The 15267-nt window shown below is 36.2% G+C and carries 13 protein-coding genes; 4 read left to right on the top strand and 9 right to left on the bottom strand.

Going from position 1 to position 15267, the window contains the following annotated elements:
* Positions 1-50: 50 nt before the first annotated feature.
* The 9 genes from ACQ65V_RS14800 to ACQ65V_RS14760 form a co-directional block, all read right to left on the bottom strand.
* A complete protein-coding gene (locus tag ACQ65V_RS14800; protein WP_430468525.1) occupies positions 51-1865 on the bottom strand; it encodes a sodium:solute symporter in 1815 nt (604 codons plus the stop codon).
* A gap of 276 nt (positions 1866-2141) precedes the next feature.
* Positions 2142-4661: a PIG-L family deacetylase gene (locus ACQ65V_RS14795; protein WP_430468524.1), complete on the bottom strand. Its 2520-nt coding sequence runs from the start codon at positions 4659-4661 to the stop codon at positions 2142-2144.
* An 80-nt stretch (positions 4662-4741) separates the two neighbouring features.
* Positions 4742-5821: a magnesium/cobalt transporter CorA gene (corA, locus tag ACQ65V_RS14790; protein WP_430468523.1), complete on the bottom strand. Its 1080-nt coding sequence runs from the start codon at positions 5819-5821 to the stop codon at positions 4742-4744.
* A gap of 3 nt (positions 5822-5824) precedes the next feature.
* Entirely contained in the window at positions 5825-6358 is a 534-nt protein-coding gene (locus ACQ65V_RS14785) for a mechanosensitive ion channel domain-containing protein (protein WP_155089613.1), read from the bottom strand.
* A 48-nt stretch (positions 6359-6406) separates the two neighbouring features.
* Complete coding sequence (locus ACQ65V_RS14780; protein WP_430468522.1) at positions 6407-7333, bottom strand: septum formation inhibitor Maf; 927 nt, start codon at positions 7331-7333, stop codon at positions 6407-6409.
* A gap of 91 nt (positions 7334-7424) precedes the next feature.
* Positions 7425-8018, bottom strand: a complete 594-nt coding sequence (locus tag ACQ65V_RS14775; protein ID WP_430468521.1) for a Maf-like protein — start codon at positions 8016-8018, stop codon at positions 7425-7427.
* Positions 8019-8945, bottom strand: a complete 927-nt coding sequence (locus ACQ65V_RS14770) for a geranylgeranylglycerol-phosphate geranylgeranyltransferase (protein ID WP_430468520.1) — start codon at positions 8943-8945, stop codon at positions 8019-8021. It lies immediately after the preceding gene.
* Positions 8946-8991: 46 nt separating this feature from the next.
* Positions 8992-9525, bottom strand: coding sequence for a KdsC family phosphatase (locus ACQ65V_RS14765; RefSeq protein WP_430468519.1), 534 nt, complete (start codon positions 9523-9525; stop codon positions 8992-8994).
* A 32-nt stretch (positions 9526-9557) separates the two neighbouring features.
* The gene (locus ACQ65V_RS14760; protein WP_430468518.1) at positions 9558-10373 is read right to left on the bottom strand and encodes a Rossmann-like and DUF2520 domain-containing protein; all 816 of its coding nucleotides are present in this window, start codon (positions 10371-10373) and stop codon (positions 9558-9560) included.
* A gap of 68 nt (positions 10374-10441) precedes the next feature.
* Here ACQ65V_RS14760 and ACQ65V_RS14755 point away from each other — a divergent pair, with 68 nt between their 5' ends.
* The 4 genes from ACQ65V_RS14755 (at position 10442) to ccsA (ending at position 15245) form a co-directional block, all read left to right on the top strand.
* On the top strand, positions 10442-10834 hold the full coding sequence (locus ACQ65V_RS14755) for a group III truncated hemoglobin (RefSeq protein ID WP_430468517.1): 393 nt from the start codon (positions 10442-10444) through the stop codon (positions 10832-10834).
* Positions 10812-11465 (top strand): DUF2306 domain-containing protein, encoded by a 654-nt coding sequence (locus ACQ65V_RS14750; protein ID WP_430468516.1) that lies wholly within the window; start codon positions 10812-10814, stop codon positions 11463-11465. The genes ACQ65V_RS14755 and ACQ65V_RS14750 overlap by 23 nt, the downstream gene beginning before the upstream one ends.
* A gap of 30 nt (positions 11466-11495) precedes the next feature.
* Positions 11496-11945, top strand: a complete 450-nt coding sequence (gene mscL, locus ACQ65V_RS14745; protein ID WP_430468515.1) for a large conductance mechanosensitive channel protein MscL — start codon at positions 11496-11498, stop codon at positions 11943-11945.
* A 102-nt stretch (positions 11946-12047) separates the two neighbouring features.
* The gene (gene ccsA / locus ACQ65V_RS14740; protein WP_430468514.1) at positions 12048-15245 is read left to right on the top strand and encodes a cytochrome c biogenesis protein CcsA; all 3198 of its coding nucleotides are present in this window, start codon (positions 12048-12050) and stop codon (positions 15243-15245) included.
* Positions 15246-15267: the final 22 nt, after the last annotated feature.

The following is a 15267-nucleotide window of genomic DNA, read 5'->3' as shown; positions in this document are numbered from 1 at the left end:
AGAATAATTTAGAAATAAAGCGCATCTACTTTGGTTGCGCTTTTTTTGTTTTAGTTTTTAATTGCTTGATTCTTATTTATTAGCTGTAAAATATGTGCAATCAAAATCACCAATACGCAACCAAACAAGTTCAACCATAAATAAGGCATCCAATCCAGCCACCATCCGATAATAACAATAGCTTGTGTAATTAATGCTCCAGTAAAGACGGCATTACCTTTTATATATTTAAAGAAGAAGGCCAATAGAAAAATACCTAAGACGTTTCCATAGAAAATTGAACCGATGATGTTGACCAGTTGAATTAGATTTTCGGCAAGATCGGCAAAGCAGGCTATGATAATGGCTACAATTCCCCAGCCTAATGTAAACCACTTGGTCATTTTTACCATATGCTCTTCTCCTTTGTCCTCTTTTAGATTTCTGCCATATAAATCGATAGAAGTAATGGTCGCTAAAGCGTTGATTTCTGAAGCTGTAGACGACATGGCTGCCGATAGAATAACAGCAAGTAACAATCCTATTAGTCCAGTTGGGAGATGGTTCAATATAAACCGAATGAACATATAATCCCTGTCGTTGGTCTGTGTGTCCTTAGCGGCATCATTGTAAAGTGTCTTTAGCTCACTTTCCTTATTTATAAACTCATCACTAACAGGATTTGCTCTTAGACCTTCCAATTCATTTTGAAGCCTTGAGTAATTATTGGCATATTCATTATCAATAGCTTTCTTTATCAGGAATTTAGACTCTAGTCGATAGGTTTTTTCGATGCTGTCTAATTTAGAAAGTTGAACTCTGGTATGTTCACTTTCATTAGTAGATAGTTTCAGACTCAATTCCTGTTTCTGGGAAAATAGAGTTGTTTGTTTGTCTTGAAGTGCTCTGTATTCGTCACCATATTCCGAAGCTAAAACCGTTTGGGTCGATTTATCGATAAAGTTTAATGGTGCAGGATTAAACTGATAAAACACAAACACCATAACACCCACAAGCAGTATGAAAAACTGCATAGGAACTTTAAATAAACCATTAAAGAGAAGACCCATTTGCATCTCCTTCATGGATTTACCAGAAAGGTAACGTTGTACCTGACTTTGATCCGTGCCAAAATAGGATAACATTAAAAATGTTCCACCAATGAGGCCTGTCCAAACTGTGTAGCGATTTTCTAGATCAAAAGAAAAATCTAAAACCTGCATCTTGCCAGTAGCACCAGCAATATCAATAGCATCAGTAAAAGAAACTTCTTCAGGTATTAAGTTTATAATGATAATTAATGCTGCAACCATACCAGCAAAAATTACAAACATCTGTTGCTTTTGAGTTACCGTAACAGCTTTTGTACCACCAGAAACGGTGTAGATAATAACCAATACTCCAATAATAATATTGAGCGTTACAATATTCCAACCGAGTACAACCGAAAGAATGATGGCTGGTGCGAAGATTGTGATTCCGGCAGCCAAGCCACGTTGAATTAAAAACAGAATAGCTGTGAGGCTTCGGGTTTTAAGGTCGAATCGATTTTCGAGGAATTCGTAGGCTGTATAAACTTTTAGACGATGATAGAGTGGAATAAACACCAAGCAGATAATAACCATGGCAATTGGCAGTCCAAAATAAAATTGAACAAAGCCCATACCATCTGAAAACGCCTGACCAGTAGTAGAGAGAAAGGTAATTGCACTCGCTTGAGTTGCCATTACGGATAATCCAATGGTCCACCATTTTGAGGTGTTTCCTCCTCTTACATAATCCTGAACATTTTTACTACCTCTGGTTTTCCAAGTACCATAGCCCACAATTGTGGCCAGTGTGGCAATTAAAACCGTCCAGTCTATCCAATCTAAAGTTTGCACCATAAAGTTAAGCGAATGAAGCTGTTATAAAGTAAAAGAGAATGATGTACAAGGCATTGGCAATTAATACGATGGTGTACAATTTGTCCCATTTTTGTTTTGGTTGTGGTTGGTTGTTCATTAGTTTAGTTGTTAGTTGTTAGTTGTTAGTTGTTAGTTGTTAGTTGTTGGTTGTTGGTTGTTGGTTGTTGGTTGTTGGTTGTTGCTCTGTATATCTTTCTTAAGTTATCTCATATCTTATATCTTATATCTCATATCTCATATCTCATATCCAATATCTCAATTCTTCAACTTGGTTGCATCCTCTTTTCCTGCGGAAAGCAAATTAGCAAAAAGTCGGTAGGCTCCAGAAACTCCTGCTGGGAATTCCCTAAAGAAACTCAATCCTGTATAAATGTAATTGCCTTTTCCGTATTTAGCGACGAGCAAGCTCCCTTCTTTAGAACTTTCACCTTTGTCGTTCATTGCTAAGAGTGGTGTAAATTTTTCTGACCATTCACCTGGAAAATACAAACCACGCTCTTGTACCCAACCTTCAAAATCTTGTGTTGTGATTTTATTCGGGAAATTAAGAATGGGGTGATTTGGTTCTAAAATTCTCACTTCGGCATTTTCGTCTGTAACTCTGTCTCTGGATAATTGCAGTTCATAAGGAGCGATGTTATCGGTTTTTATACCTCTACTTGTGTTGTACTGCACAATCATGTTGCCGCCTTCTTTTACATAATCCAGCAAAAACTTTTGTTTGAATTTCATTTCATCCAAAATATTGTAGGCTCTAATACCAACTACTATGGCATCAAAATTAACGAGGTTGTCTGCTGAAATTTGTTCGGGTTTAATGATGGTGACATTATAGCCAATCTGTCGTAAACTTTCAGGAACCACATCACCAGCTCCTTCGATATAACCAATATTGTTGCCACGTTTTTCAATATCCAACCGTACCACTTTACTAATACTTGGCATCAATACAGTTTGGTAAGGGATGTGTGCGTAATCAATCTCAACCAATTCGTCGGTGTAGAATTCACCATTAAAATTGACCATTGGTGTGATTAAGCCTTCACTCTGATTTTTTGGAGGAATAACCGTAAACACTAATTTTTGAATATCCCCTTTATTGGCAATTTCAATTTTTTGTTTCTGCGGATAGACGCTCCAATCATTTGGGTAAGCCATTTGCACATAACCTTCAACTGCATCTCTACTAGCTTTTACGGTGACTTCAATTTCTTTTTGCTGATCGTTTTCAAAAATAAAAACCTTATCAGCGATGCTTGCAGAAACTGGAGGTACAATCTCAAAAGGTCTGTACAATTCCCCTTTGTCTGGTTTTGAATAACGATACACCACTGGTTTCGTAATGGTAATTGGCGTGCCTAAAATATTCAGGTTAAAATCCACAAAAACTGCTCTAGGTGTTTCTGGCAATCCAATCCACTCCGGATTTTCAACATGGTACATACCCAAGGTGCTTTTTTTGTTTAGCCAATACGGTGTTGTATAATGAATATCTTTTGGAATGGTAATACCTTCATCAAAATTTAGACGTTGATTTTCTGGCATTGCCATGTTTTTTGAAATTCCGTTTTCTAGTGTCGAAAGGTTATAGGATACCAATTCGATTTTTGCATCACTTCGGTTTAGGGCTTCAATACTTAAGCCTACAGTTGATTCTGGCGATGCATGAGGAGTATTGGCAGAAACTTCAAGATACAAGCCTGCACAAGCTTCAATTATCGTTTTTAGTTCTTTGGTTTTTATGGTTTTCCAGTGTTCGTTTTTTACATTTTGAAGCAATTTGTACGCTTCTAATAGTTGCGGTAGGTGAGTGGCTGGATTTACAAAATTAAAGTTGCTTTCAACTTTATTTAGAATATTACCAATGGCTCGTCCTCCTTCAACTCGGTTCCATGAGGTGTCAATGCCAGCGAACACGTCGTTGCTATCGTCTAAAGGCTCTCCTTTTAAAAACTCAATATATTCGTCTTGAGTGCCACGTGTCATTAAACGTCCAAAACCTTGGCAAAGGTGTTGACTGCTTGCTAATGAAGCTACCTCATTATTAGACATGCCTTTGGTTGGGTAATACACTCCAATATCAAAATTGAGCATATTGCTTTTGTCAATCTTATCAAATTCTTCCCTACTACCATATCGCCACCATGAGGTGTTGTAAAATAGTCGTTTTGGTTGCCATGTATCTGTTAGGTTTAATTGTGATGGATACTTTGTAGCATCATTCGCTAAATCAAAAGCCTCTATACTCAGCATTGCTGAACTGGTGTGGTGGCCATGCGTTCTTCCTGCTCTTCTATGGTCAAAGCGATTGATGATAATGTCTGGTTTAAATTCTCGGATGGCCCAAACGACGTCTGAAAGCACTTCGTCCTTATTCCAGATTTCCAAAGTTTCATCAGGATGTTTTGAGTAACCAAAATCATTAGCTCTTGTAAAACGCTGTTCGCCACCATCAACGCGTCTTGCTGCCAACAATTCTTGTGTTCTGATGACTCCAAGTAATTCTCTGATTTCTGGTCCGATGAGGTTTTGTCCACCATCTCCACGTGTTAAGGATAAATAGGCCGTACGTGCCTTAACTTCATTTGACATGTACGAAATTAGCCTCGTGTTTTCATCATCTGGATGCGCAGCGATATAGAGTACAGAACCCAAAACATTGAGTTTTTGTACGGCTTTGTATATTTCTGAGGAATTAAGTTTTTTGGGTTGTTGTGCTGGTAAGGAAATTACTGTGCCCAAAAGAAAGATGAGGCAAAGTTTAATCTGGCGCATAAGGTGAATAGTTAGTTACTCTTCAAATATAAAAAAGTTACGCGCTTATGCCTTGGTTTTAGGTTTTGTTTAACGGTTATTTATAACCAATTTTTACGCTTAAAATAAATCAATAGACCAATAAAGATTGTAAACATAACTCCTAAAAGGACAAAATAACCGTAGCGGTATTTGAGTTCTGGAATGTACTCGAAGTTCATGCCGTAGAGTCCTGCCAAGAATGATAAGGGTATAAAAATGGAAGACATTATCGTAAGGACTTTCATTACTTCATTCATCTTGTTGCTAATGGTGGTCATGTACATATCCATTAAACTCCAAATCATTTCGCGGTAAATATCGATATTTTCTGATACTTGAATTAAATGATCGTAAATATCTCTGTAATAAGTGATTGTGCGTTTGTAAATTAGTGGGTGATCACCTTTTTCTATACGGTTGATAATCTCACGTAATGGAAATATAGCACGACGTACTTTTAGGATTTCACGCTTAAGTTGCTGCACCTCAATATTGACATCTTCTCGTGCATGGCCAGTAAACAATTCGGTTTCTAAATCTTCAATCTTGTTGCCCAAAGTTTCTATGATGCTGAAATAATTATCTACCACAGCATCGATTAAGGCGTACAATAAGTAGTCTGATTTTAAACCTCTAATTCTTCCGTTGGCATAGCGTAAGCGTTCTCGGATAGTACCAAAAACGTCACCTTCTGCTTCTTGAAAAGTCAATACATAATTTTTTCCAAGCACAAAGCTTACTTGTTCAATAACAATTTCTTCATTGGCATCATAATAGAGCATTTTCAAAACGACGAAGAGGTAATCCTCGTATTCATCAATTTTGGGACGTTGTGTTGTGTTTACAATATCCTCTAAAACTAGTGGGTGCAAATCGTACTGCTTACCAATATCCTCAATTTTATCGATATGCTGAAGTCCATCAACATTAATCCAGGTGACTGAATCTGTGTCCTTATAATTTACGGCATCTTCGATATTGAGCAAAATAGTTTCCTCGATATCATCCTTGGTGTAATCAAAACATTCAACTTGAAAATCTTTATCCGATTTTTTACCAGTATAGACCAGAGTTCCTGGGACTTGTCCGATGTGTTTTTTGTGTTCTTGAGTACGTTTTTTATTTCTCTTTTTTAACATAAGCTACAGTATACTGCTATCGTCTAAAGCATCTTTCTCCATTAAAGTTACTGCTTTTTGAAGAATAAGGTTGTTGGGATAGGTTACCAAGTCACCATTGTCGTCCCTAAGAATTAACTGAAACGCCCTAATGTCTTCTATGATGGCTTCTACAGGATAATCCTTATCATGTATTTTTATTTTGTCTCCCACTTTATAAGGAAATGAAAAGAACATAATAATACCAGAGGTTATATTACTTAAAATAGACCAGATGGCAAAAAGAGCGATACCAATTACTGCAAAAACGGAAGAAAAAACTAGTGAGATTTGATTGATTTCAACACCCAGAATAAAGGCTTCAATCAATATGGCAATGAGTAATAATGTCACCGTAACATAGCGACCGATAAGATTTGCCCTAGCTTCTGTAGTACCACTTCTCCTGCCAATTTTTTTTACTGTAACCACTATAACAGCTCTAATAATGAGAAGTATTATGAGAAGTATTGCCGTTGTAATGATTTCAGATTGGTACGTATTAAAAAAGTTTGACATGTTAAGTAAGTTGGTACTTAACAAATATAACTTAGATTCCTTAAAAAGCTATTGCAATTTTAATTTTTCCCGAAGGCTTTCGTCTGCGTTATTGTTTTTATTCCAATAGGCAGATTTAATCGAGCTAAGTTTTGTGGCTTTAGTGGTTAAAGTCTTTGTAGAAGCACCAAAACCGCTTTCTGATGTTTCTTCCCAGCCTAAAATATCAAAAGGGAATTCATTGTTGAAATTAATCTTGAGTGCTCTGTTTAATTCAGGATACGAAAGTGTGTACATTCCATCGTCTAAACTGGCGATTGCATTATATGCTTTTATAGGTTGGTGTCGCAATCTTGTAAATTCTAATGAAGGAACAATTTTTAGTTCACCAGTTGGAAGACTTTGAGGATCTATTCTGAGTTTTGTCCATAGTTCGTTTTCCGTCCAGTTTTTTTCAATATTGAAATTTTGATCAGCCTCCCCTTGAAAGTATGAATGTGACATGATTTCAAAATCATCACGATTGTTAAGTTGCGCGTAGACTTGTCCACACCATTCCTGTACAGAAGCCGTAACTTTTATGGCATGTTGATTGTTTGCCACGGGATAAAATGTGCTCTGCATTATGGAATAAGGATAAATACCAGTGTTGAAATTTTTTGTGGCATTCAATTTTAAAACAGGAATGTTGGATTCATTATAATTGTCTGCTTTGACCTGTTGTTCTGGTAGAAAATCTTCAGTGACAAATACCATAACAGCTGTGCCTTCCCTAAGTTCTCCATAGCGTGCTTGTTCCAGCTTGTAGGAGGTGATTTCGGCTTCGCCATTGTACCAGTAGTCCTTAAATTCATTTGAAAGCTTTGTTTCGGGAGATTGCTTTTCTTCTTTGAGTTCTGATATGGCAATAGTATCTGAGGTTTCAGATTTGTTTTCTTTACAGGAATTTAGTACAAAAATTATTGAAACAAGTGATAGAATTTGTATTGTCTTCATAGGTAGAGATTTAAAGGTTATAAGACACTTCGACTGCGCTCAGTGTGACAATTTAATATGCCAGAAGATTGTGAACAACAAAGTTACAATCCTAACGACCTTCTGCAATGGCATTTAACGTTTCATAAAGTAAATGGGTTGGTAGTCCGACGACATTGTTGTAAGACCCTTCTATATTGGTTATGCCAATAGCACCAATCCATTCTTGTATACCATAAGCACCGGCTTTATCCAATGGTTTGTATGCCTCAACATAATAACGTATTTCCTCGTCAGATAAGGCTTTAAACGTTACTTTGGTAATAGTATTTACCAATCGTTGCTCAGAAGTTTGCGTAAAACAAATAGAGGTCATCACCTCATGTGTTTTAGCACTCAGCGATTTAATCATTCTGAAAGCATCGTCTTCATCCTTTGGTTTTTCAACGGCTTTTCCATCTAACCAAACAATGGTGTCGCTTGTAATTAGGATGTCCTTGGGTTGAAGCTCATTTATAAAAGCTTCAGCTTTTAATTTAGCTAAGTAATCGGTAATTTCAGTACCCTTTAGATGTCTTGGGTAGACTTCGTCAATGGGTTTTAACTTTACTTCAAAATCTATGTTCATAGATTTCAGAAAAGTATGCCGCCTTGGCGAAGCTGAAGCCAGAATAATGTTGTGATCTTTTAGTTTGTCGTTCAGCATTTATTTTAAAACATAAGAATAGAGTGCCATAGAAAGCATACCAGTTAACATCACTAACTTAAGTATAAGGCTTATATGTTTGTAGTGCGATTTGTGTTCTGCACTAAACAATTTGATTGTGACATAGATTAGAGGTGCAATGACCAATACCAAGAAATAACCTACAAGAAGTTGTTGCTTAAATAGGTTATCCACCACGTAATACACTACAGCAAACAAAGGGATAAGCGATAGCACAAATACTATTTTATTGGCACGTTCTCTACCCAAAACAATAGGAAGTGTTTGCATGCCAGCTTTATGGTCTCCGTCAATATCTTCAATGTCTTTTACCAATTCTCTTATGAAGTTAATTATGAAAGCAAAAATGGCGTAGTCTAAAATAAGTCTGAAAAAGAAAATCTGAATTTCCCTATTGCTGTCATTAATGACTGGCAACAATTCAAAAACCCCTACCAATAAAATACTTAGGGCAACGACCAATGAAACAATCACATTGCCAACCAAAAGTATTTGTTTTAAGAAAGACGAATAAATATAGAGTAGTGCAGAGGCTATAAAAAAGATGACGAAAAATCCTGACTTGCCAATGCCGTTAGATAAATAAAAACCAATCCCAACACCAATGACATTTAAAATTATAAAAAGACGCAATGCAATTTTTTCAGAAATATGTGTGTTGATTATAACTTTACTCGGCTTATTGATTTTATCTGCTTCAACATCATAAATGTCATTGATAACATAACCACCAGCAGCTATGCAAACGGTAGCTAATACCAAAAGGAAAAAAGCTAAAGGACTAAGCGTAGTTATGACTCCATGACTTTCATAAAAGGGTAGCAGTAGTGCATATTTAATTAAGATTTGCACAAGGGCAATCATTAAAAGGTTTTTCCAACGGATTAAATTGAGGAAGTGGGTCATTTAGGAATTTACGATTTTTGATTTACGGATAACGATTCAGTGAAAACTAGTCATATTTAGCACTAAAGTTGCCATTCCATTTATTCTGAACTTTCAATACCTGTTCAATCACATCTCTAACAGCGCCTTTTCCACCATTTTTATGCGATACATATTTTGAAATCGCTTTTATTTCTGGTGCAGCGTCTTGTGGGCAACATGGTAAGCCTACCAATTTCATTACAGGAAAATCAGGAATGTCATCTCCCATATATAACACATTGGTTTTATCAATATTGTTTTTGCTGATGTATTCGTTGAGTTGATCAATTTTATTGTGCGCACCAAGGAAGATATCTTTAATACCCAACCCTTCTAGACGCTTACGTACACCTTCGTTAGATCCTCCGGAAATGATGCAAATATTAAAACCGGTATCAACAGCGGTTTTAAGAGCAAAACCGTCCTTAATACTCATGGTGCGCAACATTTCACCATTGGTGGTTACATTGATGGTGCCATCGGTAAGTACACCATCCACATCAAAAATAAAGGTGGTAATATCTACTAAATATTCTTTGTAGCTTTTGTCGTCGTTCATTTATATTTTGCTATGCGTCACTTCGACTTCGCTCAGTGACCAGTTTCGTTTTTTGGTTTTTTATGGATGCTTTTAGTTTTTCGATGGGTCGTAACACCATGTGTTTTCTTTATTGAAGTCGTCAAAAGTTCGTATATCGCTTTGTGTTCTTCAGATTCTATTTGCTTTAAATGACGTTTAATCGTCTTTTTGTCATTGCGCTTTGCAGGTCCTGTTTGTGCCATGTATGGTGACATATCCTGAACCTTCTTAGCGGTTTCTAAAATCAGAGGCTTTAGAATATCAAAGTTAATGCTTTTGGCATCACTGATTTCATGCGCTATACGATACAACTGATTGGTGAAATTATTCACGAAAACAGCAGAGAGATGTAAGGTTTGCCGTTGTTCAGTGTTTATTTTATAAGGTTTACAATCTACTGCTGCAGCCAAATCCTTCATAAATTGAAGGTTGGGCTTTTCCGTAACTTCAATACAAATTGGTATTTCGCTAAAATTCAATTCGGCTTCTTTAGAAAAGGTCTGTAAGGGGTAAAAAACAGCACGTTGATTTTTTTTATCCATATCATGAATGGAAACACTGCCAGAGGTATGTGCTATCAATCGATTTTCAAAAGGTAAATCTTTAGAAAGCTGAGCAATGCTATCGTCACTAACAGCCATAATATAAATGTCAGCTTCATTTAAATCCGAAAGCTGGTCTGTAGTTTCAACTTCATTGGCATAAGATGATATGCTACTGTAAGAGCGATTATACCATTGTGTTACAGTGATACTTTCCGATGTTTTAAAAGCCCTATATAAATGTGTAGCTACGTTTCCCGCTCCAAGAAGTATTACTGATATCATGTTGTAAAAATACTAAGATTTCGCATTTTACAAGTATATGTTTTGGATTAAAAGAATAACTTTGAATTATGACCAAAACAGACATTAAAACTCGAGACGATATATTTTTGTTAGTTTCTGAATTTTATAAAAAAGTTAGGAGAGATAATGTTCTCGGCCCTTTTTTCAATGACACCATACAGGATTGGGATACACATCTTCAGCATCTTACGACGTTTTGGGAATCGAGTTTGTTTTTAAAGACGAAATATTATGGCAATCCGCTTGAAGCCCACGTTAAGGTGGATAAAGCCCATAATAATAGCATAACTGAGTTACATTTTGGTTTGTGGCTTAATCTATGGTTTGAAACCATTGACGAATTATTTGAAGGGGATTATGCCGAAAACGCTAAACGCAGAGCTCGTAAAATGGGAACTTTTTTATATTTGAAAATCTTTGAAGCAAGATCCATTGATTAATAAATCTGTCATACTTAAAAAAATAAGCTACTATACTTTTGGTGTTCTTTGTGTCAGTATCGGCCTCTATCCAATAATTTATTTTGTTATTGATAGAAAGTTTGGATTATTAGCATCAAAAACGGATACATTACTTTCTGATGTGCTATGGAATTTTGGATTTTATGGACATATTGTTTTTGGTGGTTTGGCGTTACTGATTGGCTGGTTGCAGTTTAGCAGGAAAATAAGGTTAAAAAATTTAAAAATTCATAAAAACATTGGTAAGGTTTATGTGGTTTCAGTTTTAATAAGCGGTACCTGTGGTTTGTATATTGCATCTCATGCTACAGGCGGATTAATTAGTAAAGTAGGCTTTGGCTCTTTAGCTATTGTCTGGTTAACTACTACATTTTTAGGATATCGTTTTGTGCTAGAAGGTAAGATAATTAGACATCAATATTTTATGATATATAGTTATGCGGCTTGTTTTTCGGCAGTAACTTTAAGAATTTGGTTACCTATACTTAGCGCGAGTTTTGGTGATTTTATTCCGGCTTACAGAATTGTTGCATGGTTATGTTGGATTCCTAATTTAATTGTGGCGTATTTAATTATTCAATACCTCAAAAAGAGAAACTTATCTTTATAAATTTTTGTCATTAAAATATAAATTAGACCTATGAAACTCCTAAAAGAATTTAAAGAATTCGCTGTAAAAGGCAATATGATGGATATGGCCATTGGTATCATCATTGGTGCAGCATTTAATAAAGTTATTGACGTGTTGGCAAAGCAAGTATTGTTGCCTCCGTTGTCACTCTTATCTGATGGCACAAATTTTGAAAACAAAAAAATTGTCCTCCGTGATGCTGTAACAAACGCTTCTGGTGAAGTCACCATTACTGAGGTCGCTATCGCTTACGGTAAGTTGTTTGAAGTATTTTTAGATTTTCTAATCATAGGGTTTACGGTTTTTATTGTTGTTAAAGCAATGAACCGTTTGCGAAGCAAGGCCAATGACACCAAAAATAAAACTGTTGCAACTCCTAAGGATATAGAGCTATTATCAGATTTAAAAGAACTGATGGAAGAACAGAATAAATTACTCAAGGCAAGTACTTCTACCTAAAACTTTTATTACATAAATTTTAACGCTTTTGATGATTGCAAAACGGGAGGGGAATCATCAAAAAGCCTTATCTTTGCACGAGCTTAAAATAAGCCTATTGCTATGCAAAAGAAAATCGCGAATTTCCTATTCTCTACAAGACTTACCGCTATTCTGTTTATTGTTTTTGCCGTTGCCATGGCAACCGGAACTATTTTAGATAGAAACATGGAGACCTCTCCAACGCCATATACCAGAACCTTGATATACAATGCATGGTGGTTTGAGACTATTATGGTGTTTTTCGTTATCAACTTTGTGGGTAATATTAAACGGTACAGGTTGCACAAAAAAGAAAAGTGGGCAACACTAATTCTTCACTTGGCTTGGATATTCATTATTGTTGGAGCTGGCGTTACACGATATATCGGTTACGAAGGAATGATGGCTATTAGGGAAGGAGCAACAGAAAGCGAATTCCGTTCCCAGAAGACTTACATCAGTGGACGTGTCCTTGGAGATTATAAAATTAATGGACAATTACAGCAGCGTAATATTATGGAAGAGGTGGATTTCTCACCTCGGTTAGATAATGATTTTGAAAGAACCTATGATTATGGTGATGCAGAAGTGAGTTTTAAACTAAAGAAATTCATCAAAGGGGCAGAAAAGGATATTGTGCCGAATGAAAATGGTGAAAGCTATCTTAAAATTGTAGAAGCTGGTGACGGAAGACCTCACAATCATTTTTTAAAAGAAGGTCAGGTCTCTAATTTGCATAATGTACTTATTTCCTTAAATAAAGATCAAGAAGGCGCTATAAACATCACAAATACCGAAGATGGGTTATTCATTAAATCTCCTTATGAAGGTGAATATATGACCATGGCAACGGGCCAAAGAGGTAAACTGGTTAAGGATAGCTTACAACGTTTGGCTCTGCGTTCGCGTTATGTGGTTGGCAACATGCAATTAGTGTTTCCTAAACCAGTAGTGAAAGGTGTTTTTGACATTGTAAAGAAACCAACAATTCTTAAAGGTGATGAAAGTGGAATTGTTTTAGATATCACGGCAAATGGTGAGACAAAAAGTATAAATCTTTTAGGTGGACCAGGTACTTATGACCAGCTAGAAGAGGTTAATGTTGGCGGATTGGATGTGGCTCTGCGTTATGGTTCAAGATTAGAACAGTTGCCATTTAAGGTGAAGCTAAATGATTTTATTGCCGAAAAATATCCAGGCACTGAAAATGCCTATTCTTCATATGAAAGTAAAGTCACTGTTTTGGATGAGGAGCAAGGAGATTTCGATTATCATATTTACATGAACCATATTTTGGATCACAGAGGATATCGTTTCTTTCAGGCGAGTTTCGATCCTGATGAAAAAGGTACTATACTTTCAGTAAACCACGATCGATGGGGAACGTATATCACTTATACGGGCTATATGTTGTTGTACTTTGGCTTAATGGCTATTTTGTTTGCCAGAAACACAAGATTTGATGATATAAGAAAGCGTCTCGATAAGTTGAAAAAGAAGAAAGCAAAAATAATGACTATGATTGCCTTGTTGTTAAGCTTCACGGGCTTTGCGCAAGAGCATTCTGAGAATGATGGTCATGATCATTCGCAAAATCAAAGACCAACCAAAGTACAGATAGACTCAATTCTAAGAGAAAACATTACGCCACAGGAGCAAGCCGATAAGTTTGCCAAAATGGTAATTCAGGATTACAGTGGACGTATGATGCCTATGCACACGTACGCCTCAGAAATGCTCAGAAAGCTTTCAAAAAAAGATACGTATGAAGGGTTTTCGGCAACACAAATATTTTTGTCTATCCAAGAAAGTCCGTTGTTGTGGTACAATGCTCCAGTAATATATCTTAAACCAAGAAAAGCGGATTCTATTCGTGCTATTATTGGTGTAGATTATGACAAAAAGTATGTAACCTTACTCGACTTTTTCACTCCAGACGGCAGAAATAAATTAGGGCCATATGTAGAGGAAGCTTATAAAGCACAGGTGCCAAATGGATTTCAAAAAGAGGTAAAAGAAGCCTATGGGAGATTGGGATTATTATCTGATGCAATTGAAGGTCGGTCTATTAAAATTTTCCCAGTACCAGATGATGAGAACAACACTTGGATTTCATCTTTAGAATTTCGAGAAGGTAATTATCGGGAAAAAATTAAGGATTCATTGTATGGGAATTTCATTAACAATGGCTTTAGTTCTTATTTAATTCGATTAAACAATGATAAGAAGACTGGTGATTTTTCGAGTTCTCAGGCATTATTGGAAGCCATAAAGAAAACACAGCAAAAATTCGGAGCAGAGATTATGCTCTCAGATGAAAAGGTAGAATCTGAAATTCTATACAATAAGTACGATATCTTCAAAAAGCTCTTTAGTTGGTATATGTATGCAGCGACAGTTCTGTTCATACTTATAATAGTTCAGATATTTAAGTATAAAAGTAGAGGGCTTAAGATAACTGTGAATACTATGGTTGGTGTTGTTGTACTGTTATTTGTTCTTCATACTTTAGGTTTAATTTGGCGTTGGTATTTATCTGGTCATGCACCTTGGAGTGATGCTTATGAGTCTATGATTTATGTAGCGTGGTCTGTGATGTTATTTGGTCTTTTATTGGGTAGGAAAAGTAATCTTACAGTAGCTGCATCAGCATTTGTAAGTTCCATGATTTTAATGGTAGCGCATTGGGCTTGGATGGATCCTGCAATTGCCAATCTTCAACCTGTATTGCAAGGCTATTGGTTAATGATTCATGTTTCTGTTATTGTAGCAAGTTATGGACCTTTTGCTATAGGAATGATTCTTGGTGTGGTCGCTCTGTTGTTGATGATTTTCACAAATAAAGAGAACAAAGCCCGAATGGATATTAACATCAAGGAACTGACCATTATCAATGAAATGGCATTGACTGTAGGTTTGGTGATGTTAACCATAGGCAACTTCCTGGGAGGCATGTGGGCAAACGAAAGTTGGGGACGTTATTGGGGCTGGGATCCAAAAGAAACTTGGGCATTAATCAGTATTATGATTTATGCTTTTGTTATCCATATGCGATTGGTGCCAGGCCTACGCGGAAAATGGATTTACAACCTTATGTCTGTGTTGGCTTTTGGTTCTATACTTATGACTTATTTCGGTGTTAATTTCTACCTATCAGGTTTACATGCTTATGCTAGTGGAGACCAGATATTAAGTTTTCAGTTCATAGCAATCACATTGGCTATTATTGCAATATTAGCTTTCTTGGCTTATAGAAAACATAAGTTATTCTACAAGTAAAATCTATTTTTTAATAGAAGAC

Source organism: Winogradskyella ouciana, from assembly GCF_965284585.1.
GTDB lineage: Bacteria > Bacteroidota > Bacteroidia > Flavobacteriales > Flavobacteriaceae > Winogradskyella > Winogradskyella ouciana.
This window is presented reverse-complemented; position numbering and strand designations above follow the sequence as displayed.

Coding starts and splice junctions, on each gene's coding strand:
- ACQ65V_RS14800 (WP_430468525.1), bottom strand. CDS start 1,865: ATGGTGCAAACTTTAGATTGGATAGACTGGACGGTTTTAATTGCCACA.
- ACQ65V_RS14795 (WP_430468524.1), bottom strand. CDS start 4,661: ATGCGCCAGATTAAACTTTGCCTCATCTTTCTTTTGGGCACAGTAATT.
- corA (WP_430468523.1), bottom strand. CDS start 5,821: ATGTTAAAAAAGAGAAATAAAAAACGTACTCAAGAACACAAAAAACAC.
- ACQ65V_RS14785 (WP_155089613.1), bottom strand. CDS start 6,358: ATGTCAAACTTTTTTAATACGTACCAATCTGAAATCATTACAACGGCA.
- ACQ65V_RS14780 (WP_430468522.1), bottom strand. CDS start 7,333: ATGAAGACAATACAAATTCTATCACTTGTTTCAATAATTTTTGTACTA.
- ACQ65V_RS14775 (WP_430468521.1), bottom strand. CDS start 8,018: ATGCTGAACGACAAACTAAAAGATCACAACATTATTCTGGCTTCAGCT.
- ACQ65V_RS14770 (WP_430468520.1), bottom strand. CDS start 8,945: ATGACCCACTTCCTCAATTTAATCCGTTGGAAAAACCTTTTAATGATT.
- ACQ65V_RS14765 (WP_430468519.1), bottom strand. CDS start 9,525: ATGAACGACGACAAAAGCTACAAAGAATATTTAGTAGATATTACCACC.
- ACQ65V_RS14760 (WP_430468518.1), bottom strand. CDS start 10,373: ATGATATCAGTAATACTTCTTGGAGCGGGAAACGTAGCTACACATTTA.
- ACQ65V_RS14755 (WP_430468517.1), top strand. CDS start 10,442: ATGACCAAAACAGACATTAAAACTCGAGACGATATATTTTTGTTAGTT.
- mscL (WP_430468515.1), top strand. CDS start 11,496: ATGAAACTCCTAAAAGAATTTAAAGAATTCGCTGTAAAAGGCAATATG.
- ccsA (WP_430468514.1), top strand. CDS start 12,048: ATGCAAAAGAAAATCGCGAATTTCCTATTCTCTACAAGACTTACCGCT.